The sequence below is a fragment of the Billgrantia ethanolica genome, from assembly GCF_021404305.1.
GTDB classification, from domain to species: domain Bacteria; phylum Pseudomonadota; class Gammaproteobacteria; order Pseudomonadales; family Halomonadaceae; genus Halomonas; species Halomonas ethanolica.
In genome coordinates, this window is sequence record NZ_JABFTX010000004.1 from 576,523 (window position 1) to 592,227 (window position 15,705).

At 66.1% G+C, this 15,705-nt stretch carries 17 protein-coding genes and 1 pseudogene; 8 read left to right on the forward strand and 10 right to left on the reverse strand.

Features of this window, described 5'->3' with window-relative positions; translation table 11 throughout:
* Positions 1-345 precede the first annotated feature (345 nt).
* The gene (locus HOP53_RS19240; protein ID WP_234271488.1) at positions 346-2,532 is read left to right on the forward strand and encodes a malate synthase G; all 2,187 of its coding nucleotides are present in this window, start codon (positions 346-348) and stop codon (positions 2,530-2,532) included.
* Positions 2,533-2,665: 133 nt separating this feature from the next.
* The gene (locus HOP53_RS19245) at positions 2,666-3,079 is read left to right on the forward strand and encodes a PaaI family thioesterase (RefSeq protein WP_010625792.1); all 414 of its coding nucleotides are present in this window, start codon (positions 2,666-2,668) and stop codon (positions 3,077-3,079) included.
* Here HOP53_RS19245 and HOP53_RS19250 read toward each other — a convergent pair.
* Positions 3,055-3,459, reverse strand: coding sequence for a DUF423 domain-containing protein (locus tag HOP53_RS19250; RefSeq protein WP_234271489.1), 405 nt, complete (start codon positions 3,457-3,459; stop codon positions 3,055-3,057). The genes HOP53_RS19245 and HOP53_RS19250 overlap by 25 nt on opposite strands.
* Positions 3,460-3,562: 103 nt before the next feature.
* Between HOP53_RS19250 and thiS the strand changes: the two genes are divergently transcribed.
* Genes thiS through trmB form a run of 3 tightly spaced genes read left to right on the forward strand, consistent with a single transcriptional unit; the run spans position 3,563 to position 5,379 of the window.
* Positions 3,563-3,763, forward strand: a complete 201-nt coding sequence (thiS, locus tag HOP53_RS19255; protein ID WP_234271490.1) for a sulfur carrier protein ThiS — start codon at positions 3,563-3,565, stop codon at positions 3,761-3,763.
* 56 nt (positions 3,764-3,819) lie between these two features.
* Positions 3,820-4,614 carry a thiazole synthase gene (locus HOP53_RS19260; protein ID WP_234271491.1) on the forward strand — a complete coding sequence of 265 codons (795 nt, stop codon included), beginning with the start codon at positions 3,820-3,822 and terminating at the stop codon, positions 4,612-4,614.
* A 24-nt stretch (positions 4,615-4,638) separates the two neighbouring features.
* Positions 4,639-5,379 (forward strand): tRNA (guanosine(46)-N7)-methyltransferase TrmB, encoded by a 741-nt coding sequence (trmB, locus tag HOP53_RS19265; RefSeq protein WP_234271492.1) that lies wholly within the window; start codon positions 4,639-4,641, stop codon positions 5,377-5,379.
* Positions 5,380-5,389: 10 nt separating this feature from the next.
* Here trmB and HOP53_RS19270 read toward each other — a convergent pair.
* Positions 5,390-6,244, reverse strand: a pseudogene (locus HOP53_RS19270) (DMT family transporter); the annotation flags it as partial.
* Positions 6,245-6,332: 88 nt separating this feature from the next.
* Here HOP53_RS19270 and HOP53_RS19275 point away from each other — a divergent pair.
* Complete coding sequence (locus HOP53_RS19275; RefSeq protein WP_234240465.1) at positions 6,333-7,235, forward strand: LysR substrate-binding domain-containing protein; 903 nt, start codon at positions 6,333-6,335, stop codon at positions 7,233-7,235.
* Between the two features lie 242 nt (positions 7,236-7,477).
* Here HOP53_RS19275 and HOP53_RS19280 read toward each other — a convergent pair whose 3' ends face one another.
* Entirely contained in the window at positions 7,478-8,395 is a 918-nt protein-coding gene (locus HOP53_RS19280; RefSeq protein WP_234271493.1) for an AEC family transporter, read from the reverse strand.
* A 137-nt stretch (positions 8,396-8,532) separates the two neighbouring features.
* On the opposite strand from HOP53_RS19280, the gene HOP53_RS19285 reads away from it, so the two are divergent.
* Both HOP53_RS19285 and HOP53_RS19290 read left to right on the forward strand, forming a co-directional pair.
* Positions 8,533-9,045: a hypothetical protein gene (locus HOP53_RS19285; RefSeq protein WP_234271494.1), complete on the forward strand. Its 513-nt coding sequence runs from the start codon at positions 8,533-8,535 to the stop codon at positions 9,043-9,045.
* Entirely contained in the window at positions 9,042-9,635 is a 594-nt protein-coding gene (locus HOP53_RS19290) for an SCO family protein (protein WP_234271495.1), read from the forward strand. Before HOP53_RS19285 ends, HOP53_RS19290 begins: the two co-directional genes overlap by 4 nt.
* A gap of 21 nt (positions 9,636-9,656) precedes the next feature.
* Here the strand turns inward: HOP53_RS19290 and HOP53_RS19295 are convergent, their stop codons facing one another.
* The 7 genes from HOP53_RS19295 to HOP53_RS19325 form a co-directional block, all read right to left on the reverse strand.
* Positions 9,657-10,688, reverse strand: coding sequence for a prolyl oligopeptidase family serine peptidase (locus HOP53_RS19295; RefSeq protein WP_234271496.1), 1,032 nt, complete (start codon positions 10,686-10,688; stop codon positions 9,657-9,659).
* A gap of 9 nt (positions 10,689-10,697) precedes the next feature.
* On the reverse strand, positions 10,698-11,381 hold the full coding sequence (locus tag HOP53_RS19300; RefSeq protein ID WP_234271497.1) for a BamJ family beta-barrel-assembly machinery protein: 684 nt from the start codon (positions 11,379-11,381) through the stop codon (positions 10,698-10,700).
* A 167-nt stretch (positions 11,382-11,548) separates the two neighbouring features.
* A complete protein-coding gene (locus HOP53_RS19305; RefSeq protein ID WP_234271498.1) occupies positions 11,549-11,992 on the reverse strand; it encodes a universal stress protein in 444 nt (147 codons plus the stop codon).
* Between the two features lie 26 nt (positions 11,993-12,018).
* The gene (locus HOP53_RS19310) at positions 12,019-13,302 is read right to left on the reverse strand and encodes a TRAP transporter large permease (RefSeq protein WP_234271499.1); all 1,284 of its coding nucleotides are present in this window, start codon (positions 13,300-13,302) and stop codon (positions 12,019-12,021) included.
* A gap of 25 nt (positions 13,303-13,327) precedes the next feature.
* Entirely contained in the window at positions 13,328-13,915 is a 588-nt protein-coding gene (locus tag HOP53_RS19315) for a TRAP transporter small permease (RefSeq protein WP_422677626.1), read from the reverse strand.
* A gap of 141 nt (positions 13,916-14,056) precedes the next feature.
* Complete coding sequence (locus HOP53_RS19320) at positions 14,057-15,076, reverse strand: TRAP transporter substrate-binding protein (protein WP_234271500.1); 1,020 nt, start codon at positions 15,074-15,076, stop codon at positions 14,057-14,059.
* Positions 15,077-15,177: 101 nt separating this feature from the next.
* Positions 15,178-15,702: a TIGR02444 family protein gene (locus HOP53_RS19325; RefSeq protein ID WP_234271501.1), complete on the reverse strand. Its 525-nt coding sequence runs from the start codon at positions 15,700-15,702 to the stop codon at positions 15,178-15,180.
* Positions 15,703-15,705: the final 3 nt, after the last annotated feature.

Genomic DNA, 15,705 nt, shown 5'->3' on the forward strand with positions numbered 1-15,705 from the left:
GCTCCAGCGGATCAAGACACTTTCCCTTCGATTCCTTTCATCTGTCGCGACACCGAGCGTGCAGTGAGTATAACTTCCGGCCATGCTGTCGAGTGAGGGAAACCACTGCACTCGCTCATCGACTTGTGCAGCGCTTCCCGAAAGATCGCTGCGGTAGCCGATATTTGTTGACCATTTGGTCAGAAAAACGACTCTTAACCCTATGTCTAGTAGGGTAGCCCTTCCTTCGGGTTTACATATGGAACAGTTTTCCACAAAATTGGCGCCTCGCAGTGGTATCACCCCCACGAATTGCGGCGAGCCGAGAGCAGGATAGTCGGCCGCCACGCAGGAGGAGACTCTTCCATGTCCGAACGCGTTACTCGCCATCGTCTCCAGGTGGCCGCTGAGCTGGACCGTTTCATCAACGACCAGGCCCTGCCGGGCACCGGCATCGATGCCGAGAGCTTCTGGGCCGGGGTCGACGCCATCTTTCATGATCTGACACCGAAAAATCGTGAATTGCTCGCCGAGCGCGAGCGACTGCAGGCGCAGCTGGATACCTGGCATCGTGAGAATCCGGGTCCGGTACGCGACATGAGCGTCTATCGCGCCTTTCTCGAGGAGATCGGCTACCTGGTGGACGCCCCGGCACAGGTGACGGTGTCCACGGCCAACGTCGACCGTGAAGTGGCCATTCAGGCCGGCCCGCAGCTGGTGGTGCCGGTGAGCAATGCGCGCTATGCGCTGAACGCCGCCAATGCGCGCTGGGGCAGCCTCTACGATGCGCTCTACGGCACCGACGCCATCTCCGAAGAGGGCGGCGCCGAGAAGGGCTCGGGCTATAACCCCAAGCGCGGCGAGAAGGTCATTGCCTACGCCCGCGGCGTGCTCGACCTGGCCGCACCGCTGGCCACCGGTTCCCACCGCGATGCCGTCAAGTACGTGCTGCGTGACGGCCACCTGGTCGTGAGTCTCGAAGGCGGCCGTGAGACCGGCCTCAAGGAGCCGGGCAAGCTGGTCGGCTACAGCGGCGATGCGGCAAGCCCGCAGTCGATTCTGCTCTCCAACCATGGCCTGCATCTGGAAATCCAGATCGATCCCAGCCACCCCATCGGCAAGACCGACCCGGCCGGCGTCAAGGATCTGCTGGTCGAGGCCGCCCTGACCGCCATCATGGACTGCGAAGACTCCGTGGCCGCGGTCGACGCCGAGGACAAGGTCGGCGTCTATTCCAACTGGCTGGGCTTGATGAAGGGCGATCTCGAAGAGGCCATCGAGAAGGGCGGCAAGACGTTTACCCGTCGCCTGCACGCCGATCGCAGCTACACCACTCCGGACGGCGGCAGCCTGACCCTGCCCGGCCGTTCGCTGATGTTCGTGCGCAACGTCGGTCACCTGATGACCACCCCGGCGGTGCTTGACGCCGACGGCAACGAACTGCCCGAGGGCATTCTCGACGGTATCGTGACCAGCCTGCTGGCCCTGCACGATCTCAAGAAAGGCGAGAGCGATCCGCGCAACTCCCGCAGCGGCTCGGTTTACATCGTCAAGCCGAAGATGCACGGACCGAAGGAAGTCGCCTTCTCCAATGAGCTGTTCGGCCGCGTCGAGGACCTGCTGGGCCTGGCCCGTGACACGCTCAAGATGGGTATCATGGACGAGGAGCGGCGCACCTCGGTCAACCTCAAGGCGTGTATTGCCGAGGCCGCCTCACGCGTGGTGTTCATCAACACCGGCTTCCTTGACCGTACCGGCGACGAAATGCACACCGCCATGGAAGCGGGCCCGATGATCCGCAAGGGCGATATGAAGAATGCCGCCTGGATCGGCGCCTACGAGCGCAACAACGTGCTGGTCGGTCTGGCCTGCGGCCTGCGCGGACGGGCCCAGATCGGCAAGGGCATGTGGGCCATGCCGGACCTGATGGCGGCCATGCTGGAGCAGAAGATCGGCCACCCCAAGGCCGGTGCCAACACCGCCTGGGTGCCGTCGCCTACCGCCGCCGCCCTGCATGCGCTGCACTATCATCAGGTCGACGTCAGCGAGATCCAGCGCGAGCTCGAGGCCCAGGGCGAGCCTGCCCTGCTGGAGGAGCTGCTCGACAAGCTGCTCACCGTGCCGGTGGCCGAGAAGGCCGAGTGGTCCGACGCTGAGCTGCAGCAGGAGCTCGACAACAACTGCCAGGGCATCCTCGGTTACGTGGTGCGCTGGGTCGAGCACGGCGTGGGCTGCTCCAAGGTGCCGGACATCCACGACGTGGGCCTGATGGAGGACCGTGCCACGCTGCGTATCTCCAGCCAGCATATCGCCAACTGGCTGCACCACGGCGTGGTCGACGCCGAGCGCGTGCAGAAGACCCTGGAGCGCATGGCCAAGGTGGTCGACGAGCAGAACGCCGGCGACCCGACCTATACCGCGATGAGCGCCGATTTCGCGGCCTCCACCGCGTTCAAGGCGGCCAGCGACCTGGTCTTCAAGGGCCGCGTGCAGCCCTCCGGCTACACCGAGCCGCTGCTGCATCACTGGCGGGCGGTGCACAAGGCGCGTTGATGCCTTGACGCTGCTTCCTCAGGCCGACGTCTGATCCACTGCGCCCCGGGTACCCGCCCGGGGCGCTTTGGGTTATGTTGGGCTCCACGATCACCACCGCTAGCCACGAGCACAACCAGCAGGGAGCCCGACGATGACCGTGATGACCGCCGCCGCCATCGAAGATTTTCTCGACGAGGTCTTTCCCCAGCGTGCCGGCACCATCGAGGCGGTCGATCACATGCGCGCCACCATGAGTCTGGCTATCGAGGACGAGCATCTGCGGCCCGGCTCCAGCGTCTCCGGGCCCACCATGATGGGGCTGGCCGACGTCTGCCTCTACGTGGCCATCCTGGCCCAGATCGGCCCCGAGCCGATGGCCGTGACCACCGATCTCAACTGCCACTTCCTGCGCCGCGCCCGCGGCGACCGCGACCTCATCGCCAACGCCCGCGTGATCAAACTGGGCCGTCGCCTGGCGGTGGGCGAGGTGCAGCTCTTCTCCGCCGGCGACGAGCGCCCGGTGGCCCACGTCACCGCCACCTACGCCATTCCCGACTCCGACTGAGCGTCGCGCCCGGCGCGCAAGGCGCCCACGGCCAGCGTCAGCCAGCCGGCGATCATCAGCACGCCGCCGAACGGGGTGATCATGCCCAGGCCGCGCAGGCCGGTCAGCGCCATGACATACAGTGAACCGGAGAACAGCAGCACCCCCACGGCCCACAGGCCCAGCACGACGCCGAACCCGCGCCGCGGATGCGAGGCGCGCCAGGCGAGCACGCCGAGCATCGCCAGGGTGTGCCACATCTGGTAGCGCACGCCGGTCTCGAAGGCGGCCAGCAGCCGCTCCGGCAATTGACCCTGCAGGGTATGAGCGGCGAAGGCGCCGGCCATGACTGCCACTCCGCCCGACAGCGCCGCCAGGCACCACCATCCGCGATCGCGCATCTCGTCCTCCTTCGGGGATTGGGATTGCCGCCTACCGTACCCCGGGCGGCGTTAAGGGGCTACAATATGGGCCCGCGACACTCGTCAACTGAAGAGGGACGCCATGCAGATCCAGCTCAACGGTGAGCCCCGCGACCTTGCCCCCGACCTTACGGTGGCGCAGTTGGTCGACGACCTTGGCCTGAGCGGTCGGCGCATCGCCGTCGAACGCAATGAGGAGATCGTGCCCAAGAGCGAGCACGGTGCCACGCGCCTGGCCGACGGCGACCGCATCGAGATCGTTCACGCCATCGGCGGCGGCTGATTGCCACCTGCCGACGGTTCCCGCTTCCAGACCCGCTACAGACACAGGCCCACGCGATGACAGACTTCTTCCAGGATCAGCCGCTGCGGATTGCCGGCCACGCCTTCACCTCACGCCTGCTGGTCGGTACCGGCAAGTACAAGGATTTCGACGAGACTGCCGACGCCATCGCCGCCTCGGGCGCCGAGGTCGTCACCTTCGCCGTGCGTCGCACCAATCTCGGCCAGGAAGACGGCCCCAACCTGCTCGACGTGGTGCCGCCGGAGCGTTTCACCCTGCTGCCCAACACCGCCGGCTGCTACACCGCCAAGGACGCCGTGCGCACCTGCAAGCTGGCGCGTGAGCTGCTCGACGGTCACAAGCTGGTCAAGCTCGAGGTGCTCGGCGACGACTCGACCCTCTACCCCAACGTGGTCGAGACCCTCAAGGCGGCGGAGGAGCTGATCCGCGACGGCTTCGACGTGATGGTCTACACCAGCGACGATCCCATCGTGGCTCAGGAGCTCGAGCGCCTGGGCTGCTGCGCGATCATGCCGCTGGGCTCGCTGATCGGCTCCGGCCACGGCATCCAGAACCCGCATAACATTCGCCTGATCATCGAACACGCCAACGTGCCGGTGCTGGTGGATGCCGGCATCGGCACCGCCTCCGACGCCGCCATGGCCATGGAGCTGGGCTGCGACGGCGTGCTGATGAACTCCGCCATCGCCCACGCCCGCCAGCCGGTGCTGATGGCCAGCGCCATGAAGAAGGCCGTCGAGGCCGGGCGCGAGGCGTTCCTCGCCGGACGCATGCCGCGCCGTCAGAGCGCCGATCCCTCCTCCCCCTTTGCCGGCCGCATCAACGGCTGAATTCACTGGAGCCGCAACGAATCCATGAGTGACCCGCAACGCGACCCCTCGACTACCGGCCCGGAAGGGCCGGACGCCCCGCTGCATCGTCGCGGCATCAAGAGCTACGTGCTGCGCGCCGGCCGCATGACCCAGGCCCAGACCCGCGGCCTGGAAGAGGTCTGGCCGCGGCTGGGCCTGACCCTGGCCGAGGGGCGGCAAGATCTCGACGCCCTGTTCGGACGCCGGGCGCCGCGGGTGGTGGAGATCGGCTTCGGCATGGGCGCCTCGCTGATCGAGCAGGCCGAGACCCACCCCGATACCGACTTCATCGGCATCGAGGTACACGCCCCTGGCGTAGGCAAATTGCTCGACGAAGCCGACAAGCGCAACCTGACCAATATCCGCGTCTACCGCGAGGACGCCCTGGCAGTGCTCGAGCAGTGCCTGCCGGAGGCCAGCCTCGCCACCCTGCAGCTGTTCTTCCCCGACCCCTGGCCGAAGAAGAAGCACCACAAGCGGCGCATCGTCCAACCCGCCTTCGTCGAGCTGATTCGCAGCCGTCTCGAGCTGGGCGGCAAGCTGCACATGGCCACCGACTGGCAGGCCTATGCCGAATGGATGGCCGAGGTGATGGAGTCCGCGCCGGGCTACGTCAATACGGCGACACCCGAGACGGCGCCCTATGTGCCGCGTCCCGAGTTTCGTCCGCTGACCAAGTTCGAGGCCCGCGGCGAGCGTCTGGGCCACGGCGTGTGGGACCTGATCTTCGAGCGCTGCGAATAGCCAGACCGGCGCCCGCCCCGGCGAGTGCCATGCCTGCCAGGCCGGTGGGGCCGAGGCGTTCGCCGAACATCGCCGCGGCCCACAGTAGCGTCACTCCCGGGGTCAGATGCACCAGCGCCGAGGTCAGGGTGACGCCCAGCCGGCGCAGGCTGGCGACGAAGAAGCCGTAGCCGCCCAGGCTCGACAGCACCACCAGCCAGCTCATGGTCACCAGCACGGCAGGTTCGAAGCCGGGGGCGGTCAGCTTGCCGCCCCCCGTCACCCAGGCGGCCACCAGAAAGATGCCGCCGGCCGCGAGCAGCTGGGCCAGCAGCGCCGTCGGCAGCGGCAGTACCGAGGGCTGGCGCACCGCCAGCAGGCTGCCGAGCGTCACTGCTGCGACCGACAGCAGCGGCAGCAGATAGGCCCAGCCCGGCGCAGCCAGCGAGCGCTGCATGTCGTCGCCCACGCACAGCGCCACGCCCAGGGTGGCCAGCACCATCCCCAGCCAGCCGTATGCGCCCAGGCGCTCGTCCAGCCAGCGTCCGGCCAGGGCTGCCGCCAGCAGCGGCTGCAGGGCCGCGATCAGCGCCGTGATGCCGACGCTGACGCCGAGATCGATGGCCACGATCACTCCCAGCAGATAGCCGCCCATGGTCAGGCTGCCCACGAGCATCTCGCGCCTCATGTCGCGTATTGCCGGAAGTGTGCCAAGCGTCAGGCGACACCACAGCGCCACCAGCAGCGCGGCGAGCAGGAAGCGCCAGGCGAACAGGTCGAGCACCGGCGTGTCGAGCTCGCTGGCCAGCCGACCGCCGACGAAGCCCGAACTCCAGCACACCACGAAGCCGATGGCGATCAGTAGCGCAGGAACCTGTGCTGGCATCGTCGTGCTCCTTCATCGATGGCGGTGCTTGAGCTTGACGGTCATCCCGGCTTCAATGAAGCGATATATTTTGTAGGCAGGATTCAATATGGCTGAAGTCTCGTCGGCAACGCTGGATCTCGAGCTGCTGCGCAGTTTTCAGGCTGCGGCCCAGCTCGGTTCGCTGGCGGCGGCGGCCGAGCAGCGGCACCGCACTGTCAGCGCCATCAGCATGCAGATCAAGCGCCTGGAGGCGTTGCTCGACGTCCGCCTGCTGGAGCGTGGCCCGCGTGGCGTGGTGCCCACTACCGCCGGGGCGGCACTGCTGCAGGAGGCGCGGGAGCTGCTGCGCATGCACGACGGAATCCTGGCCCGCTATGCCGGGCGCGGGCTGCGGGGCAAGGTGCGCTTCGGCCTGCCCGAGGATTATGCCCGCGAGCTGCTCGGCGACGTGCTGCCCGAGTTCACCTCGCACCACCCCGAGGTGCTGCTGCAGGCGGTGACGGCCACCAGCGGCGAGCTGGTGCGGCAACTGGAGCGCTCGCGGCTGGACTTGGCAGTGGTACTGGACCGGCCCATCGCACTGCCCGGCGGCGAGCCGCTGTGGCGCACCACCCCGGTATGGGCCGCGCCGCGTGCCGCCAACCTGACCGAGCGGGACAGCCTGCCACTGGCCCTGCATGAGGTCGACTGCCCCTACCGGGCGCTGGCCACCGAAGCCTTGGAGCGGCTCGGCAGGCCCTGGCACGCGCTGTTCACCAGCACCAGCATCCACACCATCGAGCGCGCGGTGGAGACGGGGCTGGCGATCAGCGTGCTCGACCGCGAACGCCTGACCCCTGCCATGCGCGAGCTGGGCGAGGCCGAAGGCCTGCCCGCTCTCGGCCGCTGCGAAGCGCAGCTGCATTTCGCCCGCGCCATTGCACCCGCCTCGCAGCCTGCTGCCCAGGCCCTGGCCGAGCTGCTGCGCGAGCGTCTGCGAGGACGCGGCCCCTGGCGCGGAGCCGGATGAGTCGGGAGTGGGCACAGGCAAGACCCTGACCCGGTGAAGAGCAGCAATGAGGGGGGTGTTTTCTGAACAAAAAAGGCGCCTCCAGAGGAGGCGCAGGCAAGACCGTGACTAGCAATGAGGGGGAGAAACCATAGCGGGAAACTGGCGGTTCCCCTAATGGCCGTGGTGCCTCATCAACACCACGTCCTCAATGTAAGTCATTCTCATTCTCTCTGTCAACACGAATGCGAACGTTTTTTATTTCAGCTTCCGGCCAGGTGCAGCCACAGGGGCAGCGTCGCCATGGCGAGCAGCGTCTGACCGGTGATCAGGGCGGCCATCAGCTCGGCGTCGCCGCCCAGCTGGCGAGCCAGGATATAGGCCGAGGTGGCGGTGGGCAGGGCGGCGAACAGCAGCGCCACGTCACGGCTCACGGCGTCCAGCCCCAGCAGCAGCGCCAGGCCGAACACCAGCGCCGGCATCAGCATCAGCTTGACCAGATTCGAGACCCACACACCGCGATCGAGGCGCAGTAGCGCCTGGGGGCGCAGGGCGACGCCCACCGCCACCAGCCCCAGCGGCAGGGCGGCACGACCCAGCAGCTCCACGGCCGAGCCGCTCCAGCCGGGCAGGCCGATACCGGTGAGATTGAGGGCGATGCCAGTCAGGCAGGCCAGGATCAGCGGGTTGCGCACCAGGGCCGCCAGGCTCTTGGCCAGGCTCGAGGGGCCCAGGGTGCCGGCGGCGATGAAGCTGGCCACGCACAGCACGTTGACCACCGGCACCATCAGCGCCACGGCCACCGCGGCCACCGTGGCGCCGGCCGAGCCATGCAGGGCGGCGGCCCCGGCGACCCCCACGTAGGTATTGAAGCGCAGCGCACCCTGGAAGACCGAAGTGAAGGCCGCCGGCTCCAGGCCCAGCCGCCGCTGCGCGGCCCACAGCAGCCCGGCGAAGGCCAGCATGCCGCCGAGTAGGGCGATGGCCAGGCGCACCACCGGTACCTCGCCCACGTTGGCGTTGGCCAGCGTGGCGACCAGCATGGCGGGAAAGAGCAGGAAATAGATGACCTTCTCGAGCTGTACCCAGAAATCGTCGCTCGGCTGGCGCAAGCGTCCCAGCGCGGCGCCGAGCAGTATCAGCAGGAACAGGGGGCCCAGCGCATTGGTGACGCCATCCATCTCGATGTCCTTGTCGTCTCGGGATTTGAGGTGCCGGAACCGTTAAACCCTGCGACAACGGTACACGCCAGGGCGACCGGCAAATGCTGTTAAGCTTACCTTCTACCGCCGTTTCGTGAAGTGCTGCTTTCGCTGCCATGTCCTCGCCCACCCTGCCTAACGTCGGCAAGTCCCGCTTTCCGGGGCTTAGTCTGCTGATACTGGTCACGCTGCTGACGCTTAGCGTGGCGCTGTGGTATCTGGCCTCGCACCTGCTGCGTGGCGGCGCCGACGTCGACTGGCATCTCGCCACGCAGCCCTGCGAGCTTCAGCGCGGCGAGTGCAGCGCCACCCTGGGTGGGAGACGCACGCTGACCCTTGACGTCGGCGCGCCCGGGAGCATTCGGGCGCTGGAACTTCTGCCGCTGAAGGTGCATGTGGATGGCGTCGAGGCGCAGTCGGTCAGGGTCGACTTCGTTGGCAGCGACATGGATATGGGCTTGCATCGTTTCCCTCTGAGCAAGCAGGATAGAGGGCATTTCGAAGGCGTCGGCCAGGTGCCGATCTGTACCGAATCGGTTATGCGCTGGCAGGCTCAGGTGGTGGTGGAGACACCTGAAGGCCGGTTAGGGGGCCGATTCGATTTCACGGTGGAGCGGAGTTTGCCATGAAACGGCAACGTATATGGATGGCGCTGGGGGCGCTGATCGTCGTGGTGGGCCTGGGAGGACTCTTCGGCTACCAGCAGTTCCAGGATGACGACGACGGCAGTCCGCGGGGCGGCCCGGTGGAGCTGCCTTCTACCCAGGGCGACTTCTCGCTGACCCAGCTCGAGGACGACCAGCTGGCCGTGCTGTTCTTCGGCTACACCTACTGTCCCGACGTGTGCCCGATGAGCATGGCGGTGATGCGTCAGGTGATGCAGGGGCTGGACGACGAGCAGCGTCGCCGGGTGGTGCCGGTGCTGGTCTCGGTGGATCCCGAGCGCGACACCATCGAGCGGCTCACCGAGTACGTCGGCTACTTCGGCGACGACTTCATCGGTGCTACCGGCAGTCAGGAGCAGCTCGAGGAGCTGGCCGCGCGCTATGGCGTGGTCTGGCGCCGGGTGGAAACGCCCGAGTCGGCGATGGAGTACACCGTCGATCACAGCTCCTCGCTCTACCTGGTCGATCGCGAGGGCACTATCCGTCAGCGCGTCCTCTACTCGCCGGCGCCGCATGCCCTGCGCTCGGCGCTGGAGCAGGAGCTCGGCGGCTGAGGCCGCGGAGTTCGCCTACCCTCACTCAGGGCTCTGTCCGAGCCGTTCGAGCATGCTCATCAGCGCCTTGACCTGTACGCCTTCCCGGGTGTCGTGGAGCGGGTCGAGTTGCCAGGTACTCTCGGTGAAACCCCACCAGTCCCAGCAGCCCTGGGGATTGGCCAGGCTGGTGGTGGCCTGGGGATAGAGCACCACGCGCCGGTTGGTTTCGGCCCACTCGTTGAGTCCGCTGTACTCCACGAAGGCGCGGTCGATCTGCTCCTCGGTCATGCCGCAGCCGTGCAAGGCGATCGTCAATTCGCAGCCGCCTTCCTCGCAGCCTTCGGGAATCATCACATAGCCGGCCTTGCCCAGGCCGCGAGCGGCGAACGGGGCCTGATCGAAGCGCAGCAGCTCACTGCCGGCGCCCTGCCGAGGTGGCGTCAGCGAGCCGTGCAGCCAGCCCAGCGCCTCGCCGGCAATGTCGAGATCGCAGGCCAGCATATGGGTACCACCGCCGAGTCGACACTGCGCCAGCTGGCTCGGTGGGACCTGCTCGTCGGCCTGGACGGGCCAGCCGTGACCGACACCGGGTGAGCGCACGACCCTGAGTTGCTCGTCGGGGCTGGTCAGCCAGCCGGCGAGCTGCTCCGCCAGGGCCTCGCCCAGGGCTGGATTCACCACGCCGTCCTCGTCACCGTGCCAGACGAAGGCCCGCAGTTCGGCCAGCGCTTCCGCCTCCCCCACCAGGCCGCGGGCCTGATAGTCCCGCAGGCGCACGTCCAGCGCGCTGAGGTCGGGCGGTCCGCGGCGCGTGGCCATGCACTGACCCAATGCCTGACCGAGCCCGCCCTGAGCGCAGCTCCAGGGGCCGGCCGCCAGTATGGCCACGCCGGCGAAGCGCTCCGGCCAGGCAACGGCCAACTGGGCGGCCATGTAGCCACCCGAGGAGACACCGATCACGCTGACCCCATCAGGCTCGATGCCGAGTCGGGGCAGGTCCGGCAGGCGCTCGTCGGCCTGCGCACCGGTCGTCAGCAGCAGGCCGACGACCAGGAGTGTCGAGGCTCTCATGACGTCATGTCACTCCATGACGTCGAGCAGCTCGACGCGGAAGATCAGCGTCTCGTTGGGGCCGATGGGGCCCTGACCCTGGGCGCCATAGCCCAGCTCCGGGGGAATGAACAGCATCCAGGTATCGCCTACGCTCATCAGCTGCAGGGCCTCCTGCCAGCCCTCGATCACCTGGTCGACGCGGAAGCTCAGCGGCTGGCCGCGCTCCAGGGAGCTGTCGAACACCGTGCCATCGACCAGGGTGCCTTCGTAGTGCACTTCCACATGGTGGCTCGGCCCAGGGCTTTCGCCGTCGCCGCTCTCCAGTACCTCATACTGCAGGCCCGAATCGGTGGTGGTGACCTCCTCGCGTTCGCCGTTCTCGGCCAGGAAGGCCTGACCTTCGGCGAGGTTGCGCTCGGCCAGCTGCTCGGCTTCGGCCTGGCGGGCCGCCAGCGCGTCCTGCTGGAACTGGCTCAGGGTCTCGGCCATCTCCTCGGCGCTCATGGCCGTGTCGTTACCCTCGATGATGTCGCGAATGGCAGCGCTGAAGGCGTCGACATCGAGCTCGGGATACTCCTGGGCGATGCTCTGGCCGTAGGCGATGCCGAGGCTGTAGCTGAGACGCTCATCCTCTGTCTCCGGCGCAGCCAGGGCGAAAGGCGCCGCGGCCACCAGGGCAGCCAGGGAGGCGCAAGTCAGCAGTGTCTTCATGCAGAGTCCTGTCGATTGATCGTTGGGCGATTTGTACAGTGCTCCCGTGGGAGCGGTCGGCTCGATAACAGTACTCGGACTCTATCAGGGCAGGGCCGGTTCCGCACATGCGTGGTGCATGACGAATGGTGCATGGCGAATGGTGCATGACGAAACCGGCCTGTGGGTCACACCACCAGAGTGGGGCAGTGGGCAGAGCCTGCCACCCGCTGCGCCACGCTGCCCAGCAGCAGGCTCTTCTCGCCGTTGGTGCCCTGGGCGCCGATCACGATCAGGTCGCACTCACGCTTGCGCGCGAAGCGCACGATGGTGCGCGAAGGCTGGCCGCCCTTGACGAAGGCGCGCAGCTTGTCGGGGTCGGCTCCCAGCCCCACCGCCTCGCTCTTGGCCTGCACGGCGATTTCGGTGGCGTACGCCTTGAGCGCATCGTCGGGGATGTCGAGCTTCGCCGGGCGCACCATGGAGAGCGAGGCCTCCAGCAGACTGTGGTGCTTGAACACGCACAGCACGTAGAGCTCGGCGCCGGTCAGCAGGTGCAGGCCCACGGCCTTCTGCAGCGCCTTCAGGGCGCCCTTCGAACCGTCCACCGGTACCAGTATGCGATTGAACATTTCAGCGTCTCCTCAGCCTCGGGCCGCTAGCGGAAGGCCATGTCGCGCAGGAACAGGGCGATCTGCGGGAACATGATGATCAGCGCTGCCGACAGGATCAGCATGAAGACGAAGGGCGGCGTGCCGCGTATCACCTCCCAGTAGGGTCGCTTGAATATCGCGATGGCGGTGAAGATGTCGCAGCCGAAGGGTGGCGTTGCCGAGCCTATCGCCACCTGCAGCGTGATCAGCACGCCCACCAGCACCGGGTCGAGGCCGGAGGCGGCGATGGCCGGGGCGAAGATCGGCGTCAGCACCAGGATAACCACGATGGGATCGACGAACATGCAGGCAATGAAGAAGGCCACACAGATGGCGATCAGCACGCCGACCGGCCCCGCCTCGTTGATGCCGAACGCCTCGAGCAGGGTCTGGGGGATCTGGGCGAAGGAGATGATCCAGGAGAATCCGTTGCCCACCGCCACCAGGATGAACACCACTGCGGTGATCAAGCCGGTGGACTTGGCGATGGCATACATGTCCGGCAGCTTCAACGAGCGGAAGATCACGAACTCCAGCAGTACGGCATACAGCACGCAGGCCGCGGCGGCCTCGGTGGGGCTGAAGATACCGCCATAGATACCGCCCACGATCAGCACCGGAAAGCCCAGCGGCCACAGTGCCTTCTGCACCGCGGTGAGGCGTTCGCGCCAACTGGACTTGGGCTCGGTGGGCACGTCCTTGATGATGGCGTAGGCCACGCAGTAGAGCGAGAACATCAGCAGGATCAGCAGGCCGGGACCGATGCCGGCGATGAACAGCTCGCCGATGGAGGTGCCCGAGATGACCCCGTAGATGATCATGCCGATGCTCGGCGGGATCAAAAAGGCAATGTCGCTGGAGTTGATGATCAGCGCCAGAGTGAAGGGATCCTTGTAGCCGGCCTTGAGCATGCGCGGGCGCAACGGTGAACCCACCGCCACCACGGTGGCCTGGGTGGAACCCGAGACGGCGCCGAACAGGGTGCAGGAGGCCGCGGTGCTGACGGCCAGGCCGCCCTTGATGTGGCCGACGAAGCTCATGACCATGTCGATCAGGCGGTGGGCCGACTGGCCGCGGGTCATGATATCGGCGGCGAGGATGAACATCGGCACGGCGATCAGCGCCGTGGGTCGGATGCCGCCCATCATCTGCTGAATGAGGGTTTCCATCTGACCCATGCCGCCGAAGGTCATGTAGAAACCGACGAAGGCCGCCGTGGCCAGGGGGATCATCATCGGAAACCCCAGCAGCAGCAGCACGATCATGATGGTGAGAATAATGGCTGTCATGGTTATTGTTCCTTGTCGCCCTGCGTCAGACTTCCGTCTCGGTATCCTTGTAGCCATCGACCACATGGGTCGACAGATAGACGTCGCGTGAGGTGAGGTTCTTGAACGCGGTCAGCAGATACTGGATGCCGGTGATGGCGAAACCGATGGGTACCCAGAGATAGATCGTCCACACCGGAATGCTCAGCGAGGGCAGCACCCGGCCGCGTCCGTAGAGCGTCTGGATGTAGCCGATGGAGAAATAGCAGAGCACCAACATCACCAGCGCAGTGAACAGGCAGATGAAGATCATCAGGGCGCGCCGGCCACCGGTGGGCAGCACGTCGTAGAAGGCGGACATGCGGATGTGGCGGCCGTGGCGCGCCGCATAGCCGATGCCGGCGAAGGTGATCATCACGATCAGGATACGGTTGACCTCTTCGGCGAAGTGCAGACTCTCGCCGAAGGCAAAACGGCTGATCACGTTGGAGACGGTATTGATCGCCATCAGGATCACGCCCACGGCCAAAATGACGGCCTCGGCGCGGCTGATCCAGGTGTCGACGACGCCGAGGGGGCCGGGGAGCGTGGAACGGTAGTTCTTCTCGGCGATGTCTTCTTCACTCATGTCCATGGCGGCAGGCTCCAGGCTCCGCTGCGCGGGATGATGCGCAGAAACGGGTTGGGTTGAGTTTCAGTCGGATCTGCGTCCAAACGCCGAGGGGGCAGCCGACCGGCCACCCCCTCGATGCTTGCACGTCGAATCGCTCGCGGCTTACTCGTCGCCGGTGACGGCTTCGAGGTCTGCCTTGAACTGCTCGAGGAGCTCGCGACCGCGATCGCCGGTCATCTCGATGAAGCGTTCCTCAACCCGCGGAGCACGCTCACGGAAGGCTTCGATCTCGTCCTCGTCGAGACGGGTCACGGTGACCTCGTCGGAGGCTTCCTGGATCTTCTCCAGCGACTCGTCGGCCAGGCCCGAGATGTGCTCCATGGTGTGCTCGTAGGCCGCCTCGGCGGCGTCACGCACCAACTGCTGCTCCTCCTCGGAGAGGCCGTCGAAGAAGTCCTGGTTGGCCATCATTGCGGTGGTGAACCAGCCATGACCGGTGAAGATCAGGTGCGGGGAGACCTCGTAGAGACCGCCGGACTCGATCCAGAAGATCGGGTTCTCCTGACCCTGGATGATGCCGGTCTGCAGACCGCCGTAGACCTCACCCCAGGGCAGCGGGGTCGGTGTGGCACCGAAGGCGCGATAGGTTTCGGAGAGCAACGGGTTGGTCATGGTGCGGATGTTCTTGCCGCGCAGGTCTTCCGGGGTGCGGATCGGCTCATCCACGGTGATGACCATTTCGCCCTCGGGGTACATCTTGAGCAGCTCCAGGCCCTGTTCGGCATAGAGCTCGGGGAACATCTCGTTGATCGCCACGCTCTCGTCGAAGAACTGGAGAACGGTCTCTTCATCGGTGGGCAGCAGATAGGGGATGAAGAAGATCTGGGCTTCGGGGATCAGGGCGCCGGTAAAACCGGGTGACTGGTTGACGAACTGCAGGATGCCGGCCTGGGTCTGCTCCATGATATCGTCGGATTCACCCAGTTCGCCGAAGCGGTAAATCTGGACGGTATTATCGGAGTTTTCCTCGATGTACTCCTTGAAGGCTACGGCGAATACGTCCTGAACGTCACCTTCGAATTCCTCATGCGCATAACGCCAGTTGGCGGAATGGGCGGCAGCCGACATGCCGAACAGCAGTGCGCCGATACTGGCAGTGGTCAACAGCTGGGTTGCCTTCATTATTATGTTCTCCTTGCAGGTTTGGCCCGTGAAAAAAGCGGTATCGACAGGCATTGGTAGCCACAAAACGCTACACATCTTTTTTCAGGCTAGCGTGCCGCCTACAGAGGGTCAAGCTGGCATTCGAGGGTTTGAACCGCCAAAAGTTGCTCTTTTTTCTGTAATTTCCAGCGACTTGCAAGGGAATTTTCGAGGTCAGGAGTAGCGGCGGAGAAGGCCGACGGCGGCATCGTTCGCAGGGCCAGATGCTGCAGTCGCAGCAACGTTTCACGTTCGGCCGCAAGCTCGGCCTGCTGAATGCGACGGCGCACCTCGGCGGTGCCGGGGTCTTGGGCGGCCTGGGCCTTCAACCGTCGACGCAGCGTCCGCAACGGCACCGTCACCTCGTCCTGCCAGTGACGTATCGCTGCCAGCTCGTCGGGCTCTCCGGCAGGCGCCAAGCCGTGACGATGCAGCCAGCAGCGCCACAGCAGTTCGCAGACATCGACACCGGCGTCATCCTGCAGCAGCAGGCAGGCCGCCTCTACACCGGGGCGGGCATAGAAGGAGAGGGCGAATTCCCACAGCGGGTCGGCGGCAAGCCCGGCCCGCAGAGACGCCATGGTTGCGGTAGAATCTTTGCTCATGAT

What these genes read in the sequence shown, in the direction of transcription:
- HOP53_RS19290 (WP_234271495.1), top strand. Translation starts at nt 9,042, where the DNA reads ATGAAACGGCAACGTATATGGATGGCGCTGGGGGCGCTGATCGTCGTG.
- HOP53_RS19240 (WP_234271488.1), top strand. Translation starts at nt 346, where the DNA reads ATGTCCGAACGCGTTACTCGCCATCGTCTCCAGGTGGCCGCTGAGCTG.
- HOP53_RS19245 (WP_010625792.1), top strand. Translation starts at nt 2,666, where the DNA reads ATGACCGTGATGACCGCCGCCGCCATCGAAGATTTTCTCGACGAGGTC.
- HOP53_RS19310 (WP_234271499.1), bottom strand. Translation starts at nt 13,302, where the DNA reads ATGACAGCCATTATTCTCACCATCATGATCGTGCTGCTGCTGCTGGGG.
- trmB (WP_234271492.1), top strand. Translation starts at nt 4,639, where the DNA reads ATGAGTGACCCGCAACGCGACCCCTCGACTACCGGCCCGGAAGGGCCG.
- HOP53_RS19280 (WP_234271493.1), bottom strand. Translation starts at nt 8,395, where the DNA reads ATGGATGGCGTCACCAATGCGCTGGGCCCCCTGTTCCTGCTGATACTG.
- HOP53_RS19250 (WP_234271489.1), bottom strand. Translation starts at nt 3,459, where the DNA reads ATGCGCGATCGCGGATGGTGGTGCCTGGCGGCGCTGTCGGGCGGAGTG.
- HOP53_RS19260 (WP_234271491.1), top strand. Translation starts at nt 3,820, where the DNA reads ATGACAGACTTCTTCCAGGATCAGCCGCTGCGGATTGCCGGCCACGCC.
- HOP53_RS19285 (WP_234271494.1), top strand. Translation starts at nt 8,533, where the DNA reads ATGTCCTCGCCCACCCTGCCTAACGTCGGCAAGTCCCGCTTTCCGGGG.
- HOP53_RS19300 (WP_234271497.1), bottom strand. Translation starts at nt 11,381, where the DNA reads ATGAAGACACTGCTGACTTGCGCCTCCCTGGCTGCCCTGGTGGCCGCG.
- HOP53_RS19305 (WP_234271498.1), bottom strand. Translation starts at nt 11,992, where the DNA reads ATGTTCAATCGCATACTGGTACCGGTGGACGGTTCGAAGGGCGCCCTG.
- HOP53_RS19275 (WP_234240465.1), top strand. Translation starts at nt 6,333, where the DNA reads ATGGCTGAAGTCTCGTCGGCAACGCTGGATCTCGAGCTGCTGCGCAGT.
- HOP53_RS19315 (WP_422677626.1), bottom strand. Translation starts at nt 13,915, where the DNA reads ATGGACATGAGTGAAGAAGACATCGCCGAGAAGAACTACCGTTCCACG.
- HOP53_RS19320 (WP_234271500.1), bottom strand. Translation starts at nt 15,076, where the DNA reads ATGAAGGCAACCCAGCTGTTGACCACTGCCAGTATCGGCGCACTGCTG.
- thiS (WP_234271490.1), top strand. Translation starts at nt 3,563, where the DNA reads ATGCAGATCCAGCTCAACGGTGAGCCCCGCGACCTTGCCCCCGACCTT.
- HOP53_RS19325 (WP_234271501.1), bottom strand. Translation starts at nt 15,702, where the DNA reads ATGAGCAAAGATTCTACCGCAACCATGGCGTCTCTGCGGGCCGGGCTT.
- HOP53_RS19295 (WP_234271496.1), bottom strand. Translation starts at nt 10,688, where the DNA reads ATGAGAGCCTCGACACTCCTGGTCGTCGGCCTGCTGCTGACGACCGGT.